The 12,226-nt window shown below is 43.3% G+C and carries 9 protein-coding genes; 6 read left to right on the top strand and 3 right to left on the bottom strand.

What is annotated here, in order from left to right; translation table 11 throughout:
• Positions 1-6 precede the first annotated feature (6 nt).
• Both NT178_07610 and NT178_07615 read left to right on the top strand, forming a co-directional pair.
• On the top strand, positions 7-2,625 hold the full coding sequence (locus NT178_07610; protein ID MCX5812396.1) for a glutamate synthase: 2,619 nt from the start codon (positions 7-9) through the stop codon (positions 2,623-2,625).
• A gap of 22 nt (positions 2,626-2,647) precedes the next feature.
• A complete protein-coding gene (locus tag NT178_07615) occupies positions 2,648-5,233 on the top strand; it encodes a PEP/pyruvate-binding domain-containing protein (GenBank protein MCX5812397.1) in 2,586 nt (861 codons plus the stop codon).
• Between the two features lie 26 nt (positions 5,234-5,259).
• Here the strand turns inward: NT178_07615 and NT178_07620 are convergent, their stop codons facing one another.
• Positions 5,260-6,777, bottom strand: coding sequence for a sigma 54-interacting transcriptional regulator (locus NT178_07620; GenBank protein MCX5812398.1), 1,518 nt, complete (start codon positions 6,775-6,777; stop codon positions 5,260-5,262).
• Between the two features lie 433 nt (positions 6,778-7,210).
• Between NT178_07620 and NT178_07625 the strand changes: the two genes are divergently transcribed.
• The 3 genes from NT178_07625 (at position 7,211) to NT178_07635 (ending at position 9,279) form a co-directional block, all read left to right on the top strand.
• Positions 7,211-7,702, top strand: coding sequence for a PaaI family thioesterase (locus tag NT178_07625; GenBank protein ID MCX5812399.1), 492 nt, complete (start codon positions 7,211-7,213; stop codon positions 7,700-7,702).
• 169 nt (positions 7,703-7,871) lie between these two features.
• Positions 7,872-8,780 carry an omptin family outer membrane protease gene (locus NT178_07630; protein MCX5812400.1) on the top strand — a complete coding sequence of 303 codons (909 nt, stop codon included), beginning with the start codon at positions 7,872-7,874 and terminating at the stop codon, positions 8,778-8,780.
• A 250-nt stretch (positions 8,781-9,030) separates the two neighbouring features.
• Complete coding sequence (locus NT178_07635) at positions 9,031-9,279, top strand: hypothetical protein (GenBank protein ID MCX5812401.1); 249 nt, start codon at positions 9,031-9,033, stop codon at positions 9,277-9,279.
• A 20-nt stretch (positions 9,280-9,299) separates the two neighbouring features.
• Here NT178_07635 and NT178_07640 read toward each other — a convergent pair whose 3' ends face one another.
• Both NT178_07640 and NT178_07645 read right to left on the bottom strand, forming a co-directional pair.
• Positions 9,300-9,554 (bottom strand): type II toxin-antitoxin system RelE/ParE family toxin, encoded by a 255-nt coding sequence (locus NT178_07640; protein MCX5812402.1) that lies wholly within the window; start codon positions 9,552-9,554, stop codon positions 9,300-9,302.
• Positions 9,551-9,751 carry a hypothetical protein gene (locus NT178_07645; GenBank protein ID MCX5812403.1) on the bottom strand — a complete coding sequence of 67 codons (201 nt, stop codon included), beginning with the start codon at positions 9,749-9,751 and terminating at the stop codon, positions 9,551-9,553. The genes NT178_07640 and NT178_07645 overlap by 4 nt, the downstream gene beginning before the upstream one ends.
• A 511-nt stretch (positions 9,752-10,262) precedes the next feature.
• On the opposite strand from NT178_07645, the gene NT178_07650 reads away from it, so the two are divergent.
• Complete coding sequence (locus tag NT178_07650; protein ID MCX5812404.1) at positions 10,263-11,324, top strand: HD domain-containing protein; 1,062 nt, start codon at positions 10,263-10,265, stop codon at positions 11,322-11,324.
• Positions 11,325-12,226 lie beyond the last annotated feature (902 nt).

A 12,226-nucleotide genomic window follows, 5' to 3' on the forward strand; every position in this document is an offset into this window, starting at 1 on the left:
TGTTATATGGATAATGTTGAAAAAATAACACAGTCACGAAATGAAATTTGCAGCCGGGTCCCGGTTTTAAGTCCGAACACGGAAGAAGAAGGCGGCTGCGGTGTAACCGGTTTTATCTGCTCGATTCCTGTAACCGGAAAAAACATCTTTGAACCCTCCGTCCAGATGCATAACAGAGGCAATGGCAAAGGCGGCGGAATCGGCGCAGTAGGATTCATTCCCGAGGCAATGGGTGTTTCTAAAGAGGTGTTGCAGGATGATTACATGCTGCACATTGCCCTCCTGGATGCGAGCGTTTGTACGGAAATTGAAGATACATTCATCAAACCGTTCTTTAAAATTGATAAATCGGAAAAACTGGCCACGATTGATGATTATCGCAGTATCGGTCTTGATGTCCGGCCTCCGGATGTCATGCGTTATTTTGTCCGCGTCAGGGATGACGTCCTGGATAAATTCATTGCGGATAATCAATTCACATCCATGGATAGACGGGATGCCGAAGATGAGTTTGTTTATCAGAACAGCTTCAGGATTAATACGCACTATTATGCGTCCCTTGGTGATAAAAAGGCTTTTGTCATGTCTCACGGCAGGAATATGATGATCCTGAAAATCGTGGGTTATGCGGAAAATGTTGTCAAATACTACAAACTGGATGATTTCAAGGCCCATGCCTGGCTGGCACATCAGCGTTATCCGACCCGGGGACGTGTCTGGCATCCGGGTGGTTGCCATCCCTTTAGCGCGCTCAATGAAGCGCTGGTTCATAACGGTGACTTTGCGAATTATCAGGCTGTAAATGAATATTTGAAACAGCGTAACTATTTTCCTCTATTTTTGACGGATACGGAAGAAGCGGCGCTTTTGCTCGATCTCTGGAGCAGAGTATATAAATACCCGCTGGAGTACCTCATTGAGGCCATGGCGCCTACCTCGGAAATGGATTTTGACATGCTGCCTGTTGAAAAGCAGGAATTGTACAAAATAATTCAAACCCATCACGTGAATGCATCTCCTGACGGGCCGTGGTTCTTTATTATTGCCCGAAATGATGTCAAAAATGATCAATTCCAACTTATCGGTATTACGGATACCGCCATGCTCCGCCCGCAGGTTTTTGCTCTACAGGATGGGGAAGTTCAAGTCGGGTTAATTTGTTCGGAAAAGCAGGCTATTGATGCAACTCTGATCTCTCTGGAGCGGGAAGATCCGCGTTTCGGCCCCATCGCCGACAAATACTGGAATGCGCGCGGCGGCAGTTATACCGATGGCGGCTCCTTTATCTTCAGCCTGAAAAATACTGTGGATGGTAAAGATCTTATCTGTACGGACAAATTCGGGAATGTGATCAAAACTCCCAAAGACAAGGTTGCCTGTGATATTGCAAAAAAGATAACGGTTACACCGGAATTCAAGCCCATTGAAGAAAAACTTGCCGCTTTGTTTGTTGAGAATGATTATTCAGCCACTGCCGATAAATTATATGCCTATGTAAAGGGCAGCATCATTGGTTTCAGTCCGGATAAATTCCGCTTCTGCATAGAGACAATTAAAAGTTATGCCAATATAAATGATGACTGTAAGCAGGCAGTTATCAATGCCTTGACGCTTTTAAATGACCGTCGATACAATACCGGCTTCATAAAGAGAAGCTCGCTGCAGCATGTTCTGAAAATCAATATAGATGAGATTCTGGACCAATCTCCCGCGATCACGGAAATGACCAATTCACGGTTCAGCCGGATTAATTTTGCAACACATGAGCAACTACGCGCGCCAAAAAACAATGAAAAAATTCTGATTATTGATGCCGAACATTTTGAACCGGAAGGAGATAAATGCGATGCGGTAATGATTGTGAAGGCATTTAAGCTCGGCTGGAAGAATTTCATTGTTTACAAATATCGTGGTCAGCGATTTACCGGTTGCGGCTTCGGTCCAGCCACAAAAGATGTGAGGATTGACGTTTACGGGGCTTCCGGCGATTATCTGGCATCAGGCATTGACGGCATGGAAATTTATGTTCATGGTAATGCTCAGGATCAACTCTGCCAGGTTATAAAAGAAGGCAAATTAGTGGTATACGGCGATGTTGGCCAGACATTCATGTACGGCGCCAAAGGCGGCAGTGCTTATATCATGGGCAACGCAGCGGGAAGGCCTTTGATCAATGCCGTCGGCAAGCCGCGGGTCGTTATTAACGGAACAGCGCTGGATTATCTTGCCGAATCTTTCATGGCCGGTGATCCGCTCAAGGGCGGCGGTTTTGTCATTTTGAATGGTATTGGCTTTGACGATGCAGACGGGTCGATTTACGAGTACGATTCACCATATCCCGGTTCGAATATTTTTTCTCTGGCTTCCGGTGGTGCGATTTACATCCGGGATCCACACAAGAAACTGGTTGATGAGCAGCTCAACGGTGGAGAGTTTGTTGAGATTATTGATGCAGACTGGAATCTGATCGAGCCATATCTTGAGGAGAATGAAAAACTTTTTGATATTACCATAGAAAGACTTCTAACCGTTGACGGAAATAAGAAAACGCCGGAGGAAGTATATAGAAAGATCAGACCTCTTGCTGCTGCTGTTAAAAAAGATGATGATGGCCTAGAAGAGTAAATCTAATACAAAAGGTGCTTTTATGATTTCCATATCCAGTGTCAGCACCGGCATTAAAGGATTGGACAAAACTCTTAATTACCTGCAAATGGGCGATAATGTAGTCTTTCAGGTCGAAGACATTGAAGATTACAAAAAATTCGTCAATCCTTACATAGAAAACGCCTTGGAAAAAGGGCGGCGCATTGTTTACATGCGCTTTGCTAAACACCCGCCTATTATAGAATCCACCGGCAAAGTCACGATTTATAAACTTAACGCCGATATAGGCTTTGAATCCTTCTCAACGCAGGTTCATTATATCATCCGGCAGGAAGGACGTGATGTTTTTTATGTGTTCGATTGCCTGTCGGATCTGCTTCTTACCTGGGCTACCGATCTGATGATCGGCAACTTTTTTGTGATTACCTGCCCCTATCTTTTCGAGTTAAATACTGTCGCTTATTTTGCAATCCTGCGCAACCGGCATTCATATAAAACTATTGCCCGCATCAGAGAAACCACTCAGGTACTGCTGGATGTTTATAATTATCAGGGTAAATTTTGCGTGCACCCCATTAAAGCCTGGCAGCGCTATTCCCCGACAATGTTTCTTCCGCACATTATGGAGAAAGACGAATTTATCCCTATCCTGAACAGCGTTGATGCCTCAAATTTATTTTCCTGTCTTAATCAGGCAAGCGCATCCGGCGCAGAAAGAAATCTGGACTATTGGGATCGCATATTCATACAAGCAAAGGATATGCTGGAAAACACAGAGGGCGTGCCGGAAAAACAGAAAATGGTGGAACAGCTTTCCCGTGTTTTGATCGGCAGGGAAAAAAGAATGCTCTCCTTGATAAAAGAATATTTTACCCTTGAAGATCTTATTGAAATTAAAGAACGGCTTATCGGAACCGGTTTCATCGGCGGGAAATCCACAGGCATGTTGTTGGCGCGCAGCATTTTACGCAAAGACCCTTCTGTAAAATGGTCGGAACACTTAGAGATGCACGACTCTTTTTATATAGGTTCTGATATCTTTTATTCCTTCATCGTTCAAAACGGCTTGTGGAGAACACTAATGTCCCACAAAACAAAAGAAAACTATTTTGAAAGCGCCCTGGAATTAAAAAACAAAATGTTGAAAGGAATATTTCCGGAAGAAATCCGTGAACAATTTCAGCTAATGCTGGAATATTACGGACAGTCGCCTATCATCGTACGCTCCAGCAGTCTTCTGGAAGACGCTTTCGGCAATGCCTTTGCCGGAAAATACGAAAGTTATTTTTGCGCCAATCAGGGAACACCGGAGGAACGTTATGAGAAGTTTGTGGAGGCAGTAAGGAAAATCTTCGCAAGCACGATGAATATAGAAGCCCTCGCTTACCGTCTGAAAAGAGGACTGGACCAGCAGGATGAACAGATGGCTCTGCTGGTGCAAAGAGTGTCCGGTTCTTACCGCAAATATTATTTTTTCCCCGAGTTGGCCGGCGTCGGTCTGTCTTATAACGCCTTTGTCTGGAAAAAAGGCATGGATCCCAAGGCGGGCATGCTCAGGCTTGTTTTCGGACTGGGAACAAGGGCTGTAAACCGCATGGGAAATGACTATCCGCGCATTGTCGCTCTGGATAATCCCCTGGTTAAACCCTACGCCAAACCGGAAGATGCGGGACGTTTTTCCCAGCATTCTGTTGATGCTTTAAATCTGGAGGAAAATCTTTTTCAATCCTTATCATTTGTTGAGGTGCTCAATAAAGATCTGGAAGGGCGCTTGGACCTTATAGGTACCCGCGATATTGATGCTACTGAGCGGATGAAAGCTTTAGGCAAAAACACGGATGTGTGGATACTTACCTTTGACGAACTGCTTTCCAGAACGGAATTCCCCGATCTTATGTCCAGGATGCTCAAACGGTTGGAATCAATCTATAACTATCCGGTGGATATTGAATTTACAGCGAACTTCAACACGGATGGGAAAATTCAAATCAATCTGCTGCAATGCCGGCCTTTTCAGACGAAAGGTCACCATAGCCGCGTGAAAATTCCCCATAAGATCAAGAAAAATAAAATATTGCTGAAGCAGGAAGGCAATTTCATGGGTGGCAGTGTTTATGAAAATATTTCGCAGATCATTTACATCGATCCCAAAGGATACTCTGATCTCCCGCTTTCTGGAAAATATAATGTTGCCAGATTGGTGGGTAAAATAAATAAGACTATTGATAATCGGGATGAGACACCGACGATTCTTTTCGGACCGGGCCGCTGGGGCACAACAACGCCGGCAATGGGCGTGCCGGTTACTTTTTCCGAAATCAACAATATCGCGGCTATCGCGGAAATAGCATACAAGGAAGGAAGCTTGATCCCCGATCTGTCTTTCGGCACCCATTTTTTTCAGGATATGGTGGAGATGAATATCTTTTATATGGCTATTTATCCGGAACAGGAAAAAGTTATTTTCAATACGTCCATAATGGAATCGATGCACAATATGATGGAAGAAATTGCTCCTGAGGACCGCCAATACGCCCATGTCGTTCGCTTCTATGATGTCCGGGAAAAGAAATTAATATTGCTTTCCGATATTGTAGCGCAGGAGATGGTCTGCTTCTTCGAATAAAAATTTAATCAGCTTTTTTGACGTCTTTATTCTTTTTTGCGGAATAATTTTGGATCAATTCCCAGTTTAGCAATTTTATATTGAACGATTCTTTTGGTAGTTCCCAGGATTTTCGCGGCTTTGGTTTGATTTCCCCCTGTAATATACAGAGTATCAACAATCAGAGATCTTTCCTGCGCTTCAACAAGAGAAGACAGCTTGCCGCGTTCTTTTCTCTCCACTTTGCTTTCCCTGACATGCAAAGAGGGCGGCAGATATGAACTTTCAATGGTATCGGTATTGGATAAGAGAACCGCCCGTTCAATACAGTTTTCCAGCTCCCGCACATTACCCGGCCATTTATGGGATAAGAATGCTTCTATCGCCGCAGTGGATATTTTTTTAACATGTTTACCCATCTCCGCGCTGTACTTCAAAACAAAATGATCAGCTAAAAGTATGATATCGCTGCCTCTTTCGCGCAAAGGGGGCAGATATACGGGAAAAACATTCAGGCGGTAAAATAAATCAGCGCGAAAACGTTCCGCCAGAATGTCCTGTTCCAGGTTTCTGTTTGTCGCCGCGATAATGCGGACATCAACATTAACAACTCTTGAAGAACCAAGCGGCTGAAATCTTTTTTCCTGCAAAACGCGCAAAAGCTTTACCTGAGCGGCAGCGGAAAGTTCTCCTACTTCATCTAAGAAAATAGTACCCCCGTTGGCTTCTTCAAAACGCCCGCGACGCTGTTGCAGTGCGCCGGTAAATGCTCCTCTTTCATGACCGAAAAGTTCGCTTTCAATCAGTGTGTCAGGAATTGCCGTGCAATTAACCTGCACCAGAGGCCCGGCCTTACGCGGAGAGTTCATATGAATTGCATTAGCGATCAATTCCTTGCCCGTTCCAGTCTCTCCTGTTATTAAAACAGTTGTTCTGGAATCGGCTACCTGGGCGATTAAACCGAATACTTCCTGCATGGGTTTGGAATGGCCTATAATATCTATCGAAGGCGCTCGTGAGCTACCGACAATTTTTCTCAACCGCCTGTTTTCTTCTTCTAAAGCTCTGACATGGACAAATTTGGCCATTAATTCCGATACAGCGGAAAGCATCGCCAGTTCCTTGTCCAGATTTTTCACTTCGCGGGCGACCTTATCGGCAGATAAAACACCAACAACATGGTCATCATACATAATGGGAACACAAAGAAATGCCAGTTCCGACCTGTTTAAGTGACGCCGTGCACCGGTACGGTCTAAAAAGTGAGTGGCGTGCCCCAGATTAGCCACAGCCATTGGTCTTCCTGTCTGGGCGACTTCGCCGGTAATGCCTTCTCCGGGTTTGTATGTCACATCCATTCCTTCGATATTTACATCATGGGCAATATCCAGCCAGACCTCATTTTTTTCGCGGTCAAACAGAGAGATCATCCCTCTCTGCATTCCCAGACGTAAACTCATTTCCTGCAGAACCTGCTCCAGTCCGTCACGCAAGTCTGCAGGCCGGGCTAATATTTTAGCTATTGCGTGCAAAGCGGCCAGTTCTTCATAACTATGAATACTCAATTTGCGCTCTTTCTCCAAAATAATTTTTTGTACTTTTGTTCATAGCAGGTTCAGCTATTCTTGAAAATATTTTGGAACAAAATTGTTCCAATAGCAATAGTTTTTCGCCTTTTTTAAATAAATTCGAATGAAAAGCCCTTGCTGTTTTTGCTTACCCGTTGTTACAGCCTATCTTATCGATTTTCAGAGGAGGTTAAAGTCCATGAATTGAACATCAAAGACCGGCAACAGTTTACAAGGATTAATGGGCTTTCTAAAGCTATCCGTATTCCCCCAATGTCAAGAATAAAGATTTGACCCCCATGATTCTATTGACTTTTCCTTGCATTTTTATAAAGTTTGGAGCAAAATGGAAAGAAAAAAGGGGCGGCAGGGCAGGAAGATTTTCTTGGAACGTTCCCACATCTAACCCTAAATGTCAAATGGAGAAAATATGAGTAAACTTCCGGGGTACAGAAAATGTTTTTTCTGCAGCAAAGAGGAGCCGACAGGCGTAAAACTTATATTACGATATCAGGAAGGGACGGTAATATGTGACTTTACACTTGAGAGAAGATTCCAGGGATTCAACGGGATTGCGCACGGAGGTATTGTAGCTGGGATACTTGACGAACTTATGTGGTGGACTATTGCTGTTGAAACAAGGAAGGCGTCTATGACCAGGAAAATGGAGGTTGAACTCCTGCAGCCGGTCAGATGCGATAAACATTATACAGCAAAGGGAAAACTGCTGAAACACGGACATGATACCTTCTGGGTTTCATGCACAATAGAAGATGATACGGGAAAGGCAACAGCTAAGGGAACGGCTGTTTTTAAACTCGCAAAAGACGTTGAATTGCATGATATGATAGATGATCTCGATTTTACGCGTGTTGCACCGGAAATAAGAGAAATTTTTACCGATATATCCACACACATATAACGCATATGTTAAAGAAGGGTTAAATTCCGTCCGCGCAAAACCTGATTTTAGGAGGATTCGGCAAATAGGCAGTATTAACATGAATTTACTAAAACAATACTCTTTAAGGTTGCATTGTATTACCTGTATATTTATCATGTCGTTTCTTCCAATAACTCATCATGCTGTCATGGCAGCCGAAATAAACGCACTCACCCCTTTGACGGAACATTTTTCGTTAGGCATAAAGACACGACATTTCTTTAACAGCCATACCTCATACGAATTCGGCAACCCATTTCCTCCATATCAGGCTCCTCTCAGCAGACTGGAATTCCCCTTGGATTCGTGGTGGGGCGGGGTAGAACTGAGGTTGAGCTACCCCAGATTCTCTATAGGCGGTGAAGTGCTCAGCAATGCGCTTGGGGATGCTAAAGGACGTTTCGTAGACTCGGATTGGGATGATGATGCTGCGCCTGCTCTTAAGACCATCTACAGTGAATCCAGTTGTCGTATGGAGCCCAGCTATATGGTCAGGGCCGATATAGATATGGAAGTCTCAGACTGGCTGGGGTTGCCTCAATGGTTCAGCCTGCGCCCGGTTGTGGGATTCCGTTATCAGAATTTTCACATGGTTACCCATGACGGGACACAGTACACACCCTTCGATGGGAAACCTCCTGTTGCCCTGCCGGGAAACGGGATTCGTTTTAAACAGACATACTGGCAATATTTTACTGGGATACGTTCAAATATCGATATAGGACAATTAACGAATATATCCTCCCTGAAGCTCCTTCTGCAACTCGACTGGGCTTACGTGGAAGGCAGCAACGAAGACCATCATCTATTCAGAGCAGGCAACAGGTTCACATATGAAAATACGTACGGATATGCATGGCATGCCTCTGTCGGTATTAAAAAAGGTTTGACAAACAACCTTACCCTGGGTCTTGAACTGGACTATCTCCGGATATCAACAACCGGCTCTCACCGTTTGGTCAACGATCCCCTTGGCATTGATTTCGGCTTTTCGCACGGGGTCAAGGTCTGGTCGGATCAATCAAACATTTCACTGTCTTTGGAATATAGATTTTAAATGTGTGTGGATACAGGAGGGACATCCTTAACGATTTCACTTTTTGTTTTGCTTTTGACCGAGGCGTTTTTTTTGATGAATAACAAGACAGGGCAAGCCTTTCCGGGGAGTTTAAATTTTGCTATCACTGTGATAGCAAAATTAAAAAGGCCTCGCGCCTTTACGAACAATCCCACCTTTTCCGATAAAAATATCCTTGCATTTTTATGAAGTTTGGAGGCAAACGTTTAAATTTGCCGAAGGCAAACAAATGGAAAGAAAAAGGGGCGGCATGGCAGGAAGAATTTCTTTGGCGGGGGAAGGATATTTACTTATTTGTGGGCATCCATTTTGCGAACATTCACACCCCGTCCCACAACTAGCTTCTGCTCCGATGATTTTGTGCATTTTGAGCAGTGAAGTGCACAAAATGCAGATTTTATGTGCAGTAGCTGTTGACTGTTTTGGCTGGGTCAAAACTCTCCGCTCTTTTCCGGCCAATACGATTTTTGATGGATAAAAAGGCGTGGGGAATTTTAACTATCTTTTATAAAGCTCTCTTCTGTGGCCTACTCGCAAGACCACAATATCTTTATCTTCCATATCAAAAATAATTCTGTAATCTCCTACTCTAAACCTGTAGCTGCCAAGGCTCGAATCCGTAAGGCTTTCAGCATAACTCAACGGATCATCCAAATAACGCATAAGCGCCTTGCCGATCCTTTTCTTTTCATTATCATCAAGTTTCTTAATATCTCTTTGGGCTCTTTGTGTATATACAAACCTGTATTTCACTCCCCGAAAACCTCTTTGTGGGTTTTAATTCTCCCTGTTTTGTAATCTGCCCTTGCCTCTCTGATACTTTCCAGATACTCAGGAGAAGTTGCCGCAAGAAGATCCTCCAGAAAGGAATCTCTTTCTTTTTTCTTCATTGTCTTTATTGCTTTTATAAGTTCTTCCCGGCTTAAATCTACTTTTACGGTATTGAGCATATGGAAACCTCGCTATTTAAACTTTCCTAAGTATATCATTTTATGCAAAATGTGGAAATTATTAAATTGTTCCATGCTTCTCCTTGCCGAAGTATTTTTTAATGGATAAAAAACCGACAAGAGAGATTACACCGGAGACGTATCATAAATACGTTCAATCCATCAATTTTAAACGTGGAGCGAGGCCGGATAAGGCTTGATGGGGAGTTTGTATTTTGCTCCAACAGTTGGAGCAAAATTAAAGAGGTCTCCCGTCTGCTTAAAAATACCTTCGCCGATAAAATTTCCTTGCATTTTTATGAAGTTTGGAGGAAAATGGAAAGAAAAAAAGGGGTGGTACCACGGGGATGAATCAGCAAAAGGATTTTTCTTTTTGGCGGGGAGAATATATACCTCACTGGGGGTTGCCAAACGAAAAAAGTGATATTTCAAGACCTGACCCCACTTGTTCTCAAAAACAAATCGGCATAGCCTGCTTAAATCAGATAAATCAAATAATTTTTGGAATGCCATGAAGGCTCAAACGTTCATGGCCATACCTCCGGGGGCCATCATACCGGGGAGCCTGCCCAGGTTTAAGATCTACATACCCTCGCCGAATGGAACCAATATACTATGGGCGAAGGATGGCAACCAGGTGACCCCTGATCAGATCAGAAGGCTTGCAGACACAGGGATAAGGGAAGTTTTTATTGACCTTGAGGAAGCAGTTCTTTACGAGGAATACCTTGAAAATCATCTTGGAGACATTCTTTCCAGTGAGTCCCCATCGGAAGATCAAAAAGCAGCAGTATTCAGCAAGGTGTCCACTAAAGTAGTCAGGAACGCTCTCGAAACATCTTTCAAATCGGGCAAAATAGACACTAAAACCGTGGAAAGGACAGAGCGAATGATCAGGAACACTCTCGAATTTATCACAGAATCCAGGTCGCTTCAAGCTCTTGCAAAAATGATCGGCCATGACTACCAGACCTATGAACATGCAACCAAGGTTTTATGGTTTACAATTGCTTTTCTAAATGAAAATCCTGATATCATAGAGCAAATCCAACCCGACTGTAATACCTTTGATAAGGAACAAAGAAAGGAAATACTCAGGCAATGCGGTGTAGGCGCATTACTCCATGATATCGGTAAAGCATATATAGAACCCGAAATAATCAATAAGGGCAGTTCGCTCTCGGAAATAGAATGGGGAATTATGAAGTGCCATCCTCTCTACGGTTTGGCAATGCTGCTCGATACCGAACTCCCGATTTTCGTGAAGAAAGCTGTTCTTGAACATCACGAGGATTTTCAGGGCGGCGGTTATCCTATGATGATTGATGGAACAAATATAAGTGTGCTGGCCAGAGTATTGAGAATTATAGATGTTTTCGACGCTATGACATCCCGGCGTCCTTACAAAGAGGCCATGCCTCCCCTTAATGCGGTGAAGATAATGGTAGGAACTCCTATAGACGATAATAGCCCCGAAGTTGATCCCAGAGATCAGAAAATGAAACGGTGTTTCGACGAAAAGTTTCTGCGAAAATTCATTGTTTTGCTGGGCGCTGCGAGGATAGGTTCTTAAAGGGCACTTATGTTGGGTGGGGACATCCTTCAATATTTCAACAACCTTTTCGACATTATATTTCACATATTCTTTTGGTCGGAATGATTTCCTGTTCATATCGTTGGAGGTGATTCTCCGACACTGTGGCGGAGAATTTGTAATTCAAGGACTGGCAACAGTTTATAAGTATTTAAGGGCTTTTTTTAAACTCTGTCCCGATTTCCACAATGTCAAGAATAAAGATTTGACCCCAAGTTGTTTTGTTTTAAGACTTGTGGGAAATAGAACAAGGCAGGATAAGGCTTTCCGTGGCGTTTACCTTTTTCTGTAACTGTTACAGAAAAAGGTAAATGTCTCGTGCCTGCATGAAAAATTCCGCCATTGAAAAAAACTGTTGCATTATCAAACTACTTATAGGAAAATTGATTTAAATTTGTTAATTGAAAATCGGAAACCGTAAAATGGTAAACCCGGAAACCGGTAAGATTTAATCCTGCTGAAAGCGGGACATTCGAAAAACGTAAAACATTTAAGTCTTTACTACGATATTCGCTATTCGATTTACGATTTACAGATTTTTGACGATATTCGATTTACGATTTTCGGCATCACGGGAAACAAAAAGGGGCGGCATCACGGGGATCAATTAGCCATTTAAGGTCTCTTTTCGGCGGGGGAAATATCTACCTCCCTGGGGCCACAAAATTGAAAAACTGATATTTCAAGACCTGGCCCCATTGTTTTGTTCCTTCAGATGAATCGAGCGCGATAACCGGCCACACATTGGTCGTCAGTTGCGGGAAGCATATGATGCATTAATAAGTTTCCAAATAAAAACATAGGAGGAGATCGTGAAAGGACTTATTGTAGGATTTTTTATCTTTATATGTGCAGTAGTTATGTTGGTCGGTTCTCCCTCT

It is taken from the genome of Pseudomonadota bacterium (genome assembly GCA_026388255.1).
Taxonomy (GTDB): domain Bacteria; phylum Desulfobacterota; class Syntrophorhabdia; order Syntrophorhabdales; family Syntrophorhabdaceae; genus JAPLKB01.

Excerpts from the sequence above, each read along its gene's own strand:
- NT178_07645 (MCX5812403.1), bottom strand. The coding sequence starts at position 9,751 with ATGCTCAATACCGTAAAAGTAGATTTAAGCCGGGAAGAACTTATAAAA.
- NT178_07615 (MCX5812397.1), top strand. The coding sequence starts at position 2,648 with ATGATTTCCATATCCAGTGTCAGCACCGGCATTAAAGGATTGGACAAA.
- NT178_07630 (MCX5812400.1), top strand. The coding sequence starts at position 7,872 with ATGGCAGCCGAAATAAACGCACTCACCCCTTTGACGGAACATTTTTCG.
- NT178_07650 (MCX5812404.1), top strand. The coding sequence starts at position 10,263 with ATGAAGGCTCAAACGTTCATGGCCATACCTCCGGGGGCCATCATACCG.
- NT178_07635 (MCX5812401.1), top strand. The coding sequence starts at position 9,031 with ATGGAAAGAAAAAGGGGCGGCATGGCAGGAAGAATTTCTTTGGCGGGG.
- NT178_07625 (MCX5812399.1), top strand. The coding sequence starts at position 7,211 with ATGAGTAAACTTCCGGGGTACAGAAAATGTTTTTTCTGCAGCAAAGAG.
- NT178_07610 (MCX5812396.1), top strand. The coding sequence starts at position 7 with ATGGATAATGTTGAAAAAATAACACAGTCACGAAATGAAATTTGCAGC.